General features: G+C 47.2%; 16 protein-coding genes. 11 read left to right on the forward strand and 5 right to left on the reverse strand.

The window, feature by feature from the left end; translation table 11 throughout:
• Positions 1 to 87 precede the first annotated feature (87 nt).
• From RT717_RS14590 to RT717_RS14605, 4 genes are all read left to right on the forward strand, one after another.
• Positions 88 to 1,575, forward strand: coding sequence for a hypothetical protein (locus tag RT717_RS14590; protein WP_317487118.1), 1,488 nt, complete (start codon positions 88 to 90; stop codon positions 1,573 to 1,575).
• A 120-nt stretch (positions 1,576 to 1,695) separates the two neighbouring features.
• A complete protein-coding gene (locus RT717_RS14595) occupies positions 1,696 to 2,211 on the forward strand; it encodes a GNAT family N-acetyltransferase (protein ID WP_317487119.1) in 516 nt (171 codons plus the stop codon).
• 134 nt (positions 2,212 to 2,345) lie between these two features.
• On the forward strand, positions 2,346 to 3,164 hold the full coding sequence (locus tag RT717_RS14600) for a hypothetical protein (RefSeq protein WP_317487120.1): 819 nt from the start codon (positions 2,346 to 2,348) through the stop codon (positions 3,162 to 3,164).
• A gap of 56 nt (positions 3,165 to 3,220) precedes the next feature.
• A complete protein-coding gene (locus RT717_RS14605) occupies positions 3,221 to 4,120 on the forward strand; it encodes a helix-turn-helix domain-containing protein (protein WP_317487121.1) in 900 nt (299 codons plus the stop codon).
• Between the two features lie 56 nt (positions 4,121 to 4,176).
• On the opposite strand, the gene RT717_RS14610 is transcribed toward RT717_RS14605, so the two are convergent.
• The 5 genes from RT717_RS14610 to RT717_RS14630 all read right to left on the reverse strand — a co-directional run bounded on the left by RT717_RS14610 (position 4,177) and on the right by RT717_RS14630 (position 8,527).
• Complete coding sequence (locus tag RT717_RS14610) at positions 4,177 to 5,145, reverse strand: zinc-binding alcohol dehydrogenase family protein (protein WP_317487122.1); 969 nt, start codon at positions 5,143 to 5,145, stop codon at positions 4,177 to 4,179.
• 98 nt (positions 5,146 to 5,243) lie between these two features.
• The gene (locus RT717_RS14615) at positions 5,244 to 5,993 is read right to left on the reverse strand and encodes a hypothetical protein (RefSeq protein ID WP_317487123.1); all 750 of its coding nucleotides are present in this window, start codon (positions 5,991 to 5,993) and stop codon (positions 5,244 to 5,246) included.
• Between the two features lie 108 nt (positions 5,994 to 6,101).
• Positions 6,102 to 6,797, reverse strand: coding sequence for a family 16 glycoside hydrolase (locus RT717_RS14620; RefSeq protein ID WP_317487124.1), 696 nt, complete (start codon positions 6,795 to 6,797; stop codon positions 6,102 to 6,104).
• 142 nt (positions 6,798 to 6,939) lie between these two features.
• Positions 6,940 to 7,476: a Crp/Fnr family transcriptional regulator gene (locus tag RT717_RS14625; RefSeq protein ID WP_317487125.1), complete on the reverse strand. Its 537-nt coding sequence runs from the start codon at positions 7,474 to 7,476 to the stop codon at positions 6,940 to 6,942.
• A 151-nt stretch (positions 7,477 to 7,627) separates the two neighbouring features.
• Positions 7,628 to 8,527, reverse strand: a complete 900-nt coding sequence (locus tag RT717_RS14630) for a helix-turn-helix domain-containing protein (protein WP_317487126.1) — start codon at positions 8,525 to 8,527, stop codon at positions 7,628 to 7,630.
• 230 nt (positions 8,528 to 8,757) lie between these two features.
• On the opposite strand from RT717_RS14630, the gene RT717_RS14635 reads away from it, so the two are divergent.
• The 7 genes from RT717_RS14635 (at position 8,758) to RT717_RS14665 (ending at position 14,372) form a co-directional block, all read left to right on the forward strand.
• The gene (locus RT717_RS14635; protein ID WP_317487127.1) at positions 8,758 to 9,210 is read left to right on the forward strand and encodes a nuclear transport factor 2 family protein; all 453 of its coding nucleotides are present in this window, start codon (positions 8,758 to 8,760) and stop codon (positions 9,208 to 9,210) included.
• Positions 9,211 to 9,371: 161 nt separating this feature from the next.
• Complete coding sequence (locus RT717_RS14640; RefSeq protein WP_317487128.1) at positions 9,372 to 9,704, forward strand: nuclear transport factor 2 family protein; 333 nt, start codon at positions 9,372 to 9,374, stop codon at positions 9,702 to 9,704.
• A gap of 171 nt (positions 9,705 to 9,875) precedes the next feature.
• A complete protein-coding gene (locus tag RT717_RS14645; protein WP_317487129.1) occupies positions 9,876 to 10,334 on the forward strand; it encodes a (2Fe-2S)-binding protein in 459 nt (152 codons plus the stop codon).
• 21 nt (positions 10,335 to 10,355) lie between these two features.
• On the forward strand, positions 10,356 to 12,620 hold the full coding sequence (locus RT717_RS14650) for a xanthine dehydrogenase family protein molybdopterin-binding subunit (RefSeq protein WP_317487130.1): 2,265 nt from the start codon (positions 10,356 to 10,358) through the stop codon (positions 12,618 to 12,620).
• Between the two features lie 214 nt (positions 12,621 to 12,834).
• Positions 12,835 to 13,296 (forward strand): PIN domain-containing protein, encoded by a 462-nt coding sequence (locus tag RT717_RS14655; RefSeq protein ID WP_317487131.1) that lies wholly within the window; start codon positions 12,835 to 12,837, stop codon positions 13,294 to 13,296.
• Positions 13,286 to 13,441 (forward strand): hypothetical protein, encoded by a 156-nt coding sequence (locus RT717_RS14660; RefSeq protein WP_317487132.1) that lies wholly within the window; start codon positions 13,286 to 13,288, stop codon positions 13,439 to 13,441. Before RT717_RS14655 ends, RT717_RS14660 begins: the two co-directional genes overlap by 11 nt.
• Before the next feature lie 352 nt (positions 13,442 to 13,793).
• Positions 13,794 to 14,372, forward strand: a complete 579-nt coding sequence (locus RT717_RS14665) for a YdeI/OmpD-associated family protein (protein WP_317487133.1) — start codon at positions 13,794 to 13,796, stop codon at positions 14,370 to 14,372.
• Positions 14,373 to 14,477 lie beyond the last annotated feature (105 nt).

The following is a 14,477-nucleotide window of genomic DNA, read 5'->3' on the forward strand; positions in this document are numbered from 1 at the left end:
ATATGGAAAAGCTTGACTTTTACCCGCTATTAAGTGAACTTATTATCTCATTCACTCATGCTAACGGGCTGAAAAACCTACTTTTGGATGAACAAACTGCTCTTGTTCGCTATTTTTTGTCTCTGCCCATTCGCTGTGGCTATGGCGCAGCTTTTTCCCCTAAAAAAACAAAAACAGGTTAGCAGCCGAATTGAACAACCAGGGAGAATTGAATTCGAAATTGCCAATGCCAACTACCAGGACTATATCGTCACCGGATGCGAAAAAGAGGGGCTTTTCATTTGCCACAAAACAGAGCATAAAGATAAGGATGGGTACAGTTGGGAGTTTATAAGGCTCGATACCGCACTGGGCACTGTTTGGCAAAAAGACATGCATTTGCCATTCGGCAGCCGCATTACCGACTACGACTACCAGCCGGGATTTATCAATTACCTGATCAGAGAAAAAGAATACAAGCAGGAGGAGTTGGTGTTGTTGAGAATCAACCTGGAAAATGGCGACACGTCCCGGTTCTACATCAATACGGTGATACCAATGGTTCCCACGCAATTTCATGTGGTGGGCAACACACTGTTAATGGGTGTGTACACTGACTACAAGCCATTTATTTTCAGGTATAACCTTATCGATAAATTACCACAGATCATTCCGGGCCTTTATAACGACTACGGCGAGATTCTTAGAATTACTACCGACGACAGGCTAAGGATTTTCACGGTGACCATGAGCGAGCGCATGCCAGATTTTCGAACGACGGTCTCTGTCAGGTCTTTTTCCGAGGGCGGCGACATGATGCGCAATATTCACCTGGAACCAGATGAATCGAAGAGCTTGCTAAACGGAGCACCCACCAACCCAGAGCTGGATCGCCAGTTTGTGGCCGGCACCTATGCACATCAACGACTAACCTATTCGAGCGGCCTTTATATCGCCAGGTTGAGCAACAGCAGCCAGCAGCGCATCGACTACTTCGACTACAGTGAACTTGATCACTTTTTTTCCTATTTGTCGACTGGAAGAGAAAGGCGCATCAGAGAGAGGGCCAACCAGAAAAAAGTCCTGGGCCAGCAACCACGATTCCACTATCGGCTACTCTTGCATGATATTATCCCAAATGGCAACTACTACACCGTCTTTGGTGAAGCCTACTACCCCAGCTACTCCTTCGGATACCACTACACCCATGCTGTGGTGATGACATTTGATCGCCTGGGCAATTTCCTCTGGGACAGCTCGTTCGAGATCAACGATGTCACCACCTTTGGAGCCAGAGACCTGGTGCACGTAGGCACCAAGGGCGACGAAACAGTCCTTTTATACCTTTACGACAATACCATCCGCTCAAAAGTGCTAAAGGAAGACAAAATCATTGAGGGCAAAACCTTCAACGACATCTCCCTGACCTTTGAAGATGATGAGTCGTGGGGTGGAAGAAATCAAGTAGGAAACTTGAGCAGGTGGTTTGGCACGACCTTTTACACTTATGGGATTCGGGACATTGAAAACCTGCATAGCGAAGAAGTAGCCTACTACCGGCAGGTGTTTTACATCAATAAAGTTGCTTACAGATAATATGCTCATAGTTACTAGCCCGGGGGCACATTGAGTGAACACCCCATGAAGCCTCGCCGGATCAACCGGTTCCCGAACCAAAAGTATAGGTGTCAACAAGAGTAAAGAAATCACTGTAAAATGACTGAAAGAGGCCATATAAAGCTCAGAACAGCCACCATACAAGACCTCCCGCTCCTGCTGCACTGGGATGAACAACCGCATGTAATAGCCTCCGACCCCGACGATGAGTGGGAATGGGCAAGCGAGCTGAAGAAAACGCCTCCCTGGCGGGAGCAGCTCATTGCAGAGCTTGACGGCAGGCCCATTGGTTTTATTCAAATTATCGATCCTGAAAAGGAAGAATCACACTATTGGGGCGATGTGCAGCCCAGCCTTCGGGCCATTGACATTTGGATAGGTGAGCAGGCCGATCTCGGCAAGGGACACGGCACCGAAATGATGAAGCAGGCCATCAACCGTTGTTTCGATCATCCCGAAGTAACGGCCATTCTGATCGACCCACTGGCGAGCAATGTCGCTGCTATCCGCTTTTATGAGCGCCTCGGCTTTCAGTTTGTGGAAGACCGGGCCTTCGACACCAGCCATTGCAAGGTGTATCAGCTAACGAGGGAGCTCTGGCCAACAATATCCTGACCGGTCTCACAGCCAGGAATCATTTATCTCCTTGTTGTTTGATTTTCGTAACTATTGCTTTGATTTGCATTATCCGGTGCTCCAGGTTTGAACTACCTTTGCATCAGACAATTACCAACACACCTATCCTGCCAATGCATTCTATCTACCTCAAGAAAACCTCAGGGATCGAGTATTTTGATCTGCGGACTTTCACCGTCGCCTTTGTTATCATACTCCTCGTTGTTTCAAGTCGGATGGCCTATGCACAGGAGGCCGACAGCACAAATAGCGTTGGCCATTTGAGCGGCGCCGTAACCGCCACCAACAACGGCATTTCCCTCCTTCCTGCATTCTCCCTGGGTAAGCCAGCCTTCATTTTTGATATGAATGTGGGAAAAAAGCGATTAAGCTTTGAACCACAGCTCAGGTTTGCCATGACAGGCAGGCCATGGTCGTTCATCTTTTGGTGGAGATACAAAATAATTACCGGAGACAAATTCAAGCTGCATGTGGGAGCACATCCGGCATTCACCTTCCAGTTTGACGATTATCCGGTAAACGGGGTGCCTACTACCCTTATGATCAGCCGACAATTTGCTGCAGGCGAAATTGTGCCACGATACACCATCAACAAGAAAGTTACTGTCGGGCTATACTATTTGCAGGCACACGGCTTTCAGTCTGAGGGAACTCAGAATACCTATTTCTTTGCTACTCAGGCCAGTTTCTCAGAAGTAAGGCTTGGGCCTAAACTTTTGTTCGGCGCCAGTCCGCAGCTCTATTACCTGCAAATGGACGACAAACGGGGCTACTATGCCAGCTCCACCTTCAGTCTGGCGCTGAACAATTTCCCCTTGTCACTTCAATCGATCATGAGCAGATCGATCGACACCGAGCTGGCTGGCAAAGACTTTATTTGGAATATTAGCTTGATTTACACTTTTGCCAAAGAATATGCTGAGAAACATTAGACATGTTGATATGATGAAAAAAGCTCAGTCTGTTCGAATTTTGTAATCTGCGAACCATGGAAAATTCAGAGAGTTTAGAAGAATTTTATCGCCGCAAGTTTGAATGGCTGCCTGAGAACATCCGGAAGGATATCGGGCATTTCAATATGTTCGACCTCGAGCCTTTCGTGGCAGGCAAAGCAACGGCTATCCCCTACCGCAGGCGGGATTTCTATAAGATCATGTTGGTGAAGGGAAGCGGCAGGGTGCATTATGCCGACAAAGTGGTGGAGGTAAAAAAGCAGGCGCTGTCGTTCTCTAACCCAAAAATACCCTATAAATGGGAGCATCTCGACAAGCTAGGTGGTGGAGTGTATTGCATTTTCAATCCCACCTTTTTTACTCAGTTCGGTCAATTTGCGCATTATGAGGTATTTCAACCCAACAGCGACCACATTTTTGAGCTAACAGATGAGCAAGCTGAGCAGGTCAGCGGTGTGTTTGAACGAATCCGCAGTGAGTTCAACTCCGACTATAAGTACAAATACGATGCGATAAGGAACCTGATCTTCGAGCTGCTGCACTTTGCCTTGAAGCTTCAACCCATCTCGCAAATAGATGCACAACCGCTCAATGCTTCCAACAGAATCTCAATGTTGTTCACTGAGCTGCTGGAGCGCCAGTTCCCTATCGACGATTCTCACCTGTCGATTAGCCTGCGTACTGCCTCCGAATTTGCCGATCAGCTCAACGTGCATGTGAACCACCTCAATCGGGCAGTGAAAGAAACCACGCAGAAAACCACTTCACAAGTCATTGCCGACCGGCTCCTACAGGAAGCAATGGTGCTACTGAGGCATAGCGCCTGGAGTGTTTCTGAGATCGCCTTTTCGTTAGGCTTCAAAGAAGTAACGCACTTCAACAACTTCTTCAAGAAGCATACGGAGACCAGTCCGCTGAAATTCAGAAAAGTTTGAATGACGCCGATGGGTAGCAACTCATCGCTTCTGGCTTCAATGACGATGCTGCTTACTTATGGCAGAACCACAATTTTGCCCCCTGCCCCATTGCTTTCCATCAATTGATGGGCTTCTATGATCTGATCAAGCCTGAACACTTTGCCAACGGGGAGGCGGACAGCGCCAGTTTCGACGTCTTTTATAAAAGCCTGAAAGGCCTCCTTAGAACTTAGCAGTTGTCCGCTGTCGAAAGTGGTCAGGCAAACAGTAGCTGGCACATAGTCCATGGGTGCAAATTCTTTTATCGACCATTGCTCTGACAGCATGCCCGTCATGCAGGCAATACCCTGAGGCCTAACGCAGGCGAGCGTATCTCTCAAAGTGGTCGCTCCCACCAATTCCAGTGCCCTGTGCACTCCTTCGGGAAAGAGTTTTCTGACAGCTTCATTAATGGCGCCATCGTCGATAATCACGTGAGTAGCTCCATTGTCAAACAGCAGCTGCTTCTTTTTTGGATTCCTGGTGGTGGCAATTACTGTCAGCCCCGCATTATTGGCCACCTGTACAGCCAGCAAGCCTATAGATGAAGTACCTCCCCTGATCAAAAGTATCTCTCCCTTTTTGATCTGTAAAGCTGAATGCAGAGAGCCGTGAACAGTGTGGAACATTTCGGGGATGGCACCCAGTTGTTCCCATGGTAAGGTGCTTGAAAATGAAAAAAGGTTGGACTTCGGCAGCACAGCGTATTCGGCATAGCTTCCATCATAAGCCCTGCCCATTTCACCCATGCAGGCAGCAACCTGCTGGCCTTTCTGAAATTCACCAGAGGGATCTTCCATTACTTCGCCAACGCATTCAATCCCCAACACACGAGGAAACCGAACCGATGGCGAAAAACCCTTGCGGGTCATCAGTTCCGACCGATTGAGTCCAAAGGCTTTTATGGCAACAAGCACCTGATTGGCTCCGGGCTTCGGCGTTGGCCTTTCTTCGGCCACAAAATTTTCAGGAGGGCCTGGTTGGAATATGACTGCTGCTTTCATGCTTCTGTTGATTTAGGAGTTGCTCCGAAACAATGATTCGAGATCAAACGCATGGCCTATATGATGATGAAGTCAGAACTGTACACTGATCTAAAACATTAAAATGAATAAGTGATTCCAACGTTCCATACAAAGTCTTTTGCCACCAGGTTTGAACTTATTGCCTTGTTAAACATGGAGGTGATACTTACGGGAATCTCTTTTTTCGATAATGCTAAACTAGCGTTTCCGTACAACCCCTGCTGATCTAATTCGGGTATCCCTAAATAGTACACTTGTGGTTTAACTGTAAGTAGAAATCCTTTGGTCAGGTTTATCTTTGAAAAAGTACTGTTCAGGCTTACCAAATGGAGGTCGTTGACGGTAGTATCCAGGGCCTTTGCAAACATATAGTACAGCCCTACACTCACTTTTGGCGAGAACTGATACGAGGGAATCAATTCGCCTATCAGTAATCTGCTTGCCGTCAAAGATTCTGTTGCAATGCCATTCGAAACAGCGGTACCATCCCTGAATACAATGGAAGAAAAACTGCCCACCGACACCTTCAGCTTGTTCGTATCAATCATTTTGTACCTCCCCCAAAAAATGAAATTCCAGGGTTGACGATCTTTCAGGTTGTATCTAAGCTGTGGAATAAAGGAGAAACGATTCTTTTTTGCCGATAACTCGATAATTGCCGATGGCTTTCCAAGGGAAAAAGTGGGAACCAGAGCAATGCCGTTGTTATTGATATTGACTGAGCCTGCAAACTCCATAGCGTGACCTGTAGAATCCTCTTTTTGTGCCTTCACCAGGCTATGAAAAGTGGTCATAATCAAAACAAACAATAGCATTCTTACAGTCATGGTCGGTTGGTTAATTGGTAAAAGATATTCCGGTGTTTAGCTACAAAATGCTGACCGCCCCTCTGGTTCGACAAGTTCCAGGCAGGCAGTTTGTTGAACGGACGGTTTTTATTTCGACACCTTAATGTCTTTGAAATAACCCTCGGTACCTACTTCCACCCACAATCCAACAGCCCCATGGGTTGGTTTGCCCAGCATGCTGTTGACCACAAAAGAAGGATACTGCTGATCATTGAGGTAGAGCTTTGCCTGGCTACCAACGACTTCAATACGCATGGTAATCCATTCGTTCAGTCCGATATCGGCATAGGTTTCGTACTGGCCGCCGTACTCGGGTTTTCTGAGCTCTGCGAATTTGTAGCCTGGATAAGAGAAATATTGTACAGTGTGATTGCGCCTTTGTTGGTCTTCTACCCGGCCATTAGTTGGCCGGATGTAAATGGACTCAAAAACCGAATTATCATCCCCAATCCGAAAAGCAACACCAATAAATCCCCTGGCAAATGGTGGTGCTTCTGGCAACAAGCGGCTGAGTACTTTCACTTCGATAGTGCCGTCGCTGAAATCAGTGTCTGATAATTTCAAGAAGGTAGGTTCGTCTACAGTTGAAATCATATTGTCGAAATCAAGGGGCAGCGCCTTCATATCACGCTCTATCTTCAAGGCTTGTTCGCCATTTAGTCTGACAACAGAAGCGTTCACATTCACAGGTTCTAGCTCCCTGCCTTCAAATTTGATAATTTGGGCATTCGCTGCAAAAATAAATGCCCCGTAAGCTATGGCTATCGATACTCTCTTTTTCATTACCCTCTCAATTTACTGGCCATCATAGTATATAGAACGAAAAGTGATTTCATGTTTTGTGCGTTTAGTGTGAAACATCAGACACAAAATTCCGACAATTAAAACTCGTTTACCCTTAAACTATGTTAAGAAATGGCAAGCATCAGATGCTGGACAGGTCTTTCCGCACCTTGCTCAGAAACTCCGGCGTGATGCCCAGGTAGGAGGCGATTTGTGTATTGGGAAGCCGCTGCACCAGCTTCGGGTACTGCTCTACAAAGGATTGGTAACGCTCATGCGCAGTGGAACTGATGTTTTGAAGCACCCTGTTCTGTAGCTCTACAAATTTGTTCTCTATGATAACTTTGAAAATACGATCCAGTTTGGGTATGGACCGATAGAGGTGGTATAAATCCTCTTTTTCGATGGCAAACACAATGGATGGCTCCACGGCTTCGATAAAAGCCTGGCTGGGTTTCCCTGAATGAAAGCCTCCGATATCGGCGATCCAGTCACCTTCAGCAGCGAATTGAATGTTGTGACTAGCACCCTTTGCATCCATCACGTACATCCTCAGGCAACCTTCAGCCACAAAGCTATAATGCCTGCAAGGATGGCCAGCCCGCAAAATTTCCTCTTTCCTTTTAACGATCCTTCGGGCGACCCTGCTCTCAATCAATTGCTTTTCCGTGTCGCTCATCGGAAGGAAGCTTTCAAAGTGATCGATAAGTGGGTGGGCATTCAACGGCGTGCGGTAGTACTTTGAAGCAATATAGAAAAAAATGAGCCTCGATTACCGAAGGGATGAATATCGTCTATTTGGTACCGTAAAGTGAGCTAATTCGCACAGATCAATTTTCCGACATCCTGTACTCTTGCGGGGTCACTCCCACATGTTGCTTGAATACCCTAGTGAAATGCTGTGGGTATTTGAATCCCAGCTCATAAGCGACCTCACTAACTGACTTATTGCGGTCAAGTATTCTTTCCTTGGCTACATCGATCAGCTTCAGTTGTATAAACTCATGGGCTGACTTCCCTGTCTCCTTCTTGATCAGGTCACCAAAATAATTTGGCGAAAGATTGAGTTTATCGGCACAATAGGCGACTGATGGCAAACCTACTTCACCAGATTTGCTAGTGGAAAAGAAATCGTTCAGGAGCTTTTCGAATCTCTCCAAAACCCCCTTATGAACATTGTCTCGTGTAATGAACTGCCGGTCGTAGAATCGCTGGCAGTAGTTAAGGAGTAATTCGATGTTCGTAGCGATCAGGGTTTTGCTGTGTTTATCAACAGCATGTTCTAACTCGAATTTGATTTTGGAAAAGCTGTCTGTCACGAGAAGACGCTCCCGCTCCGAAATGTGTAGCGCTTCATTCACATGATAGCTGAAGAAAGTGTAGTCATCAATATGGCGCCCCAGGGAGGTTCCCCTGATCAAATCCGGGTGAAAAACAACGCCGTGGCCTTTCGGCTGGTAAAGTTCGTCACCAGCATCGCTGCCAAATACCTGACCAGAACCGATGAACACCAGCGTTCCTTCCTGATAATCGTAGGTGTTTTTGCCGTACCGCATGTCTCCACATTCCACATCCTTCAGCAACACCAGGTAGAACCCAAAATAGGTTCTTCTCAACCGCCTGGGCGATGCCTTTGAGAAGTCTATCACACTGACCAGTGGATGTAGCGTCTCATGATTATTGAAAGCATTGTACTGGCTAATGGTCTCAAATTTTGCGATCTCTTCCATGGCATTTCTTATTTCCGGTTAAATGTACTGCGTTCCACCATTGATTCCTTCCCCGGAAATTCGAATCAGTGGATTTGGTAGGTAAACCAGTAATCTGTATAAGCCCAACTCAAAAATACCGAATCATCTTTGCAAAGTAAGTTCATGGCCAGAGGTCAAACCTGCCTTTAATACTCAGCACCAACGGCGCCCTGGACAATCTCAGACAGCACAACAAAACAATTTCTACAATGCAAAAATTAATTTTCGGATTACTCATCACCCTCCTTGGCGTACAGTTCTCTTTTGCACAGGATCCCACCACTGAAAAGCAACTCAAGGAGCTTTCACAATTGAAATGGCAGTGGATGGCCGACAAGAACGTGGATAAGCTGGCGGTGCTTTTTGACGACAGGGCAAAATTTGTTCACATGAGCGGAAGCTGGAAGAAGGCGAGAGAGCTTGAGATCATTGAAACCGGAAGCATCTGGTACAAGAAGGCCACGGTGCACGATGTTGCAGTGGAGGTTTTTGGTAACACGGCTATCGTGTGGAGCAGAATTACGCTTGATGCCGTAGTTCGCACCAACGAGGTATCGACTGAATTTACCGTGACCGAAATCTTTCAGAAACAAAGTAGCGACTGGAAACTCCTCGACCTGACCTTCAGCAGCGTGCGGGATACGCATGAAATAGAAAAGTAAGAGGCATAGGTATATTGGCTGGAACGTAAAATCTTACTTTTCAATAATATGAAAAAGACATTTCTTGGACGGATAATGCTTCTAATAGGTGCGCAATGCTCCTTGGCTCAAAACACTCCTGCCGAACAGGAAGTCATTGACCTGTCGAAAGACAAATGGCAATGGATGGCCGACAAAAATGCGGACAAGCGGCAGCCCTATTTGATGAAAAGGCAGTTTTCGTTCATATGGGTGGAAGCTGGGGAACGGAGCAGGAGCTTAACATCATCAAAAGTGGCGGCATTTGGTACAAGCAAGCCGATATTCATGAGGTATCCGTGAAGATCATCGACAATACCGCTATCCTGCTTAACAGGATCACCCTGATAGCCGTGGTAGGAGGCAATGAAGTGACCAACCCCTTCATGGTGACTGAGGTGTATGTGAAGCAAAACGGCTCCTGGAAATTGGGCTCGCTATCGTTTACCAAATTGCTGACACCGGGGGACCGTTGATCCCCTCTGGCAACACAGCAGACCCAATCAGGATAATTTGGCGCAAGCAGCACCAGGTAAATAGCTACTGATTATCAAAGTGTTATATTATTTGAAGGTTGTATTGAATTGTTTGGATTTCGTAACTTTAAAGAACTAGAAAACCCGATATTGTAAAAAAACTTTAAAATCATGGCAGTACTCAATTTAAGCGTAAATGGAAAGAAGCAGCAGGTAGATGTTGACCCCGCCACCCCTATGCTTTGGGTGCTGAGGGATCACCTGAACCTGGTAGGTACTAAATTCGGCTGCGGCATTGCCCAGTGCGGCGCCTGCACCATTCACCTCGACGGCAACGCCATCCGGTCGTGCCAGATGCCGGTATCGGCTGTAGGTGACAAAGCCATCACCACCATCGAAGGTTTGTCGGAGGAGGGTGACCATCCCGTACAAAAAGCCTGGCTGGAACATGATGTTCCGCAGTGTGGCTATTGCCAGGCGGGTCAAATCATGACAGCCTCTGCCCTGCTCGCCAGCAATCCCAACCCAAGTGACGATGAAATCGAAGCAGCGATGAATGGCAACATCTGCCGTTGTGGTACTTACCTGAGAATCAAAGCAGCAGTAAAAACAGCCGCCGCAAACGCTTAATCCCATCCAACTCATCCGACTATGACACTCATTGCAAAAAAAATAGACAGGCGCTCGTTCATGAAGGTTTCTGCCCTCGCTGGCGGAGGCATGATGCTGAGCTTCAGCTGGCTGGCTGGCTGCAAGCCAACTACCCAGGCCGAGGTAATGGAGCTACCCAAAGAATGGTTTGAGCTCAATAGCTACATCAAAATCGGTGACAACGGAGTAGTTACGCTGATGTCACCAAACCCGGAATTTGGCTCCAACGTAAAAACCTCCATGCCGATGATCCTCGCCGACGAACTCGGCGTAGATTGGAAAAATGTAATTGTGGAGCAGGCCAACTTCTACCCCGAACGCTTCGACCGCCAGTTTACAGGTGGTAGCCAGGGCATTCGCCAGGGCTGGAAACCACTGAGAACGGCGGGTGCTACTGCCCGTGAAATGCTGATCAAAGCAGCCGCACAAACCTGGAGCGTGCCAGCAGAAGAGATCACCGCCGGAGCGGGCACCCTTGAACACAAGGCGAGTGGCAAGAAGGCCGGTTATGGCGAAATGGCTTCTCTCGCAGCTACTTTGGAGGTGCCTGAAGAGGTGAAACTGAAAGACATCAAGGACTTCAACCTGATCGGTGTTTCGCAGAAAAATGTGGACGGCAAGAAAATTGTCACTGGCAAGCCTTTGTTTGCCATGGATCATTATCCGGCGAATGCGCTGGTGGCCATGGTGGTTCACCCGCCTGCCTTCGGCATGAAAGTGAAATCACTGGATGAGTCATCGGTGAAGGGCATGCCTGGCGTCAAAGACGTCTTTGTGTTCGAACCCGTGAAAGAAGACTACGACAGGAATTTCTTTGACGTGAACTCTTTTTCCAACCTTGTCGCCATCGTGGGTAATTCTACCTGGGAAGTGATGCAAGCCAAAAAGGCCATCAAGGTTGAATGGGAAATAACCTCTGACAGTTCATTTTCAATGGCAGGCTTTGGAGGCAACAAAATGACGGTGAAAGTACCCGGCGGTGTCGAAAGCACAGAAGGACACAAAGCCGCCATGGAAGCCATGGCCAAAGGGAAAGTGAACCTCCTCAGAAAAGACGGCGACCCTGAAGGGGCATTTAAAAAAGCTGCCAAAGTGTTGGAGCGTACTTACACGGCCCCCTATCTGGCACACAACTGTATGGAGCCGATGAACTGCTTCGCTGACGTGAGGGCAGACGGTGCTACTTTGTACGGGCCTATCCAGGCACCCGAATTGATCAGAAATACAATTTCCGCCCGACTGGGACTCGACAAAGAAAAGATACAGATCAACCTGGCCAGAATGGGTGGTGGCTTCGGGCAAAGAGCGTACGGACACCACATGGTAGAAGCCGCTGTGATCTCTCAGAAAGTAGGAGCGCCTGTAAAATTGCAGTACAACCGTGAGGACGATATGACCTACGGCATCTATCGCCCTACGTACAGCGCCACCTATCGTGCAGGCCTCGACGAAAACAATAACCTGATTGCTTTCCACGTGAACGGCGGTGGAGTGCCTGAGAGTCCGGTGCATGCCAACCGATTCCCGGCCGGGGCAGTGGACAACTACCTCGCCGAAGGCTGGTCAGTGGAGTCCAATATTACCATCGGGGCCTTCCGTGCGCCACGATCCAACTTTATTGCCGGTGCCGAGCAGTCGTTTATCGACGAGTTGGCTGAGCTGGCAGGCAAAGACCCCATCGACTTCCGACTGGAGCTGCTGGAGCGTGCCAAAACCAATCCTGTAGGTGAGAGAAACGACTACGAAGCCGACCGCTATGCGGGTGTGCTGAAGCTGGTAAGGGAGAAATCCAAGTGGGACGAACCCAAGTCTGGTGTGAACCGGGGTGTGTCAGCTTACTTCTGCCACAATTCTTATGTGGCTGAGGTGATTGACGTAGTGATAGAAAACAATGCACCCGTCTTCAAAAACGTATACGCTGCGGTGGATTGCGGCATTGTGGTAAATCCCGATGCTGCTGCCAATATGGGCGAAGGCGCCATTGTGGACGGTATTGGCAATGCCCTGTTCGGAGAAATGGATTTTGTTGATGGTGTGCCTCAGAAGAACAACTTCCATCAGTACCGCATGATCCGGCAGAAGGAAGCACCATGGCATGTGGAAGTGCATTTCGTGAAAAACGATATCGATCCGACGGGATTGGGAGAACCCTTGTTCCCTCCTACCTTCGCTGCTGTGGCCAATGCCATGCATAAGGCTACCGGCAAGCGTTTCTACAACCAGCCTTTCATGAAGGAGATGGATGTGTCGAGGTTGAGGATCTAGTATTGATTAGCTCGGTAAAACAGGCTTCGGGGTGTTAATCTCGGAGCCTTTTTTCTTATCCTTTTAAAACGGAAGGTATTGCCAGCGAAATATCTGATAGTAGAAGAGGTATGCAGCTTAAAATCAAAAAAATACTTATGGATCGTTTCGCTCTGCAGTTTGTGGACAATGTAGCTTGTAGTCGGACAATCTTGAAAAAATTGTAAATTAGCGAATGACTCAGCGGGTTTACATTGACACGTCAGTTGTTGGAGGGATTTATGATAGTGAGTTTGACATTTTTACAAAAATGTTCTTTGACAAGGCTTTCCGTGGTGAGATTGTGTTAATAATATCAGACCTTCTTGAGGAAGAATTGATTAATGCTCCCACCAACATTAAAACTTTCTTCAAAACACTTCCTGCCAAACAGTTAGAGTACATCCAACTGACAAAGGATGCAATTAAACTCGCAGAACTTTATATAGCAGAGAAGGTTGTTGGGGAGACAAGTCGGGCGGATTGTCGGCATATTGCCCTTGCCACAATAAACAAAGCTGATGTGCTGGTCAGTTGGAATTTTAAACACATTGTCAACTTAAAGAGAATAAGAGGTTACAACTCTATCAATTTGAGAGAAGGCTTGCATACGCTCGAAATACGGTCGCCTAAAGAATTAATGGAATATGAAAACTAAAGCAAAAAAAGAAAAGAAATTTGACGCTGTTAAGTTCATGAGGGAGCAGCGTGACAGAGTTTCTGAGGCAATAAAGGGAATGACTCCAGAACAGGAACTGGCATACTTTCGGAAAAAATCTGAGGAATTTAGGAAGACTAAGTGAAAAAATGACACTCATTCACTCCCTAACCCTTCCGCCTAACAACTAGTGTGACTTGTGGTATACCCCTCTCCCGCAAGTTTAGCGTAGCTTATGGATACAAACCCTTCATGCTTTCAGCTTGCCCACCTGCCGAACCACAAACACATTGGCGGGTTTACTCGGTAAAAACAGGCTTCGGGGTGTATACTTCGGGGCTTTTTTTTGTTGCGGCAAACGGGCTGAACCCCTAATAACATAAACGCAATTAACCCCTCAGATCACATGCTAACGCCGATTTATTAATTTCACCAAATCTTCCCTTTACGAACCTTGCGCTGATAGCCAGCATTCAGCACGAAAAAACAACCGCCGTATGACCAAACCAGATACGCTTCCCACCATAGCATTTAAAACCTCCGAAGCGTTTGAGAACTGGGTCGCAGAGAATCATGAAACTTCCAGGGGGCTTTGGCTTAAAATATTCAAGAAAGGTTCAGTACAACAGACCGTCAGTTATGCAGAAGCGCTTGATGTGGCGCTTTGTTATGGATGGATTGATGGTCAAAAGAATTCATTTGATGAAGAAGCCTGGCTGCAGAAGTTTTGCCCCCGGACAGCAAAAAGCATTTGGTCCAAGATAAATATCGGGCATATTGAAAGACTGACCAATGAAGGCAGAATGAAACCCGCAGGATTCGAAGCAGTAGAAAAAGCCAAAGCAGACGGCCGGTGGGAAAAGGCATACGATCCGTCCAGCCAGATGACCATCCCCGAAGACTTTCTAAAAGAACTAAGCAAAAACAGGAAAGCCGAAGCAAATTTTAAGAACCTCAACAAGACCAGTCTCTTCTTTATTGGATTTCGGCTTCAGACTGCCAAAAAGCCGGAGACAAGAGAAAAGCGCATGAAAGAGATCATTGACATGCTGGCTAAGGGCGAGAAATTCCGTTAACCCTCATTATCCTCCCCCAATGATCTTCGTTTGCAACCAGAATGCCTGGGAATACGCTTTTAGCGCATCATCCTTCCTCCAACAAAAGATTGCCAATCCGGCCAT

This window comes from Imperialibacter roseus, assembly GCF_032999765.1.
Lineage (GTDB): Bacteria > Bacteroidota > Bacteroidia > Cytophagales > Cyclobacteriaceae > Imperialibacter > Imperialibacter roseus.

Coding starts and splice junctions, on each gene's coding strand:
- RT717_RS14590 (WP_317487118.1), top strand. CDS start 88: ATGAACAAACTGCTCTTGTTCGCTATTTTTTGTCTCTGCCCATTCGCT.
- RT717_RS14595 (WP_317487119.1), top strand. CDS start 1,696: ATGACTGAAAGAGGCCATATAAAGCTCAGAACAGCCACCATACAAGAC.
- RT717_RS14600 (WP_317487120.1), top strand. CDS start 2,346: ATGCATTCTATCTACCTCAAGAAAACCTCAGGGATCGAGTATTTTGAT.
- RT717_RS14605 (WP_317487121.1), top strand. CDS start 3,221: ATGGAAAATTCAGAGAGTTTAGAAGAATTTTATCGCCGCAAGTTTGAA.
- RT717_RS14610 (WP_317487122.1), bottom strand. CDS start 5,145: ATGAAAGCAGCAGTCATATTCCAACCAGGCCCTCCTGAAAATTTTGTG.
- RT717_RS14615 (WP_317487123.1), bottom strand. CDS start 5,993: ATGACTGTAAGAATGCTATTGTTTGTTTTGATTATGACCACTTTTCAT.
- RT717_RS14620 (WP_317487124.1), bottom strand. CDS start 6,797: ATGAAAAAGAGAGTATCGATAGCCATAGCTTACGGGGCATTTATTTTT.
- RT717_RS14625 (WP_317487125.1), bottom strand. CDS start 7,476: ATGAGCGACACGGAAAAGCAATTGATTGAGAGCAGGGTCGCCCGAAGG.
- RT717_RS14630 (WP_317487126.1), bottom strand. CDS start 8,527: ATGGAAGAGATCGCAAAATTTGAGACCATTAGCCAGTACAATGCTTTC.
- RT717_RS14635 (WP_317487127.1), top strand. CDS start 8,758: ATGCAAAAATTAATTTTCGGATTACTCATCACCCTCCTTGGCGTACAG.
- RT717_RS14640 (WP_317487128.1), top strand. CDS start 9,372: ATGGATGGCCGACAAAAATGCGGACAAGCGGCAGCCCTATTTGATGAA.
- RT717_RS14645 (WP_317487129.1), top strand. CDS start 9,876: ATGGCAGTACTCAATTTAAGCGTAAATGGAAAGAAGCAGCAGGTAGAT.
- RT717_RS14650 (WP_317487130.1), top strand. CDS start 10,356: ATGACACTCATTGCAAAAAAAATAGACAGGCGCTCGTTCATGAAGGTT.
- RT717_RS14655 (WP_317487131.1), top strand. CDS start 12,835: ATGACTCAGCGGGTTTACATTGACACGTCAGTTGTTGGAGGGATTTAT.
- RT717_RS14660 (WP_317487132.1), top strand. CDS start 13,286: ATGAAAACTAAAGCAAAAAAAGAAAAGAAATTTGACGCTGTTAAGTTC.
- RT717_RS14665 (WP_317487133.1), top strand. CDS start 13,794: ATGACCAAACCAGATACGCTTCCCACCATAGCATTTAAAACCTCCGAA.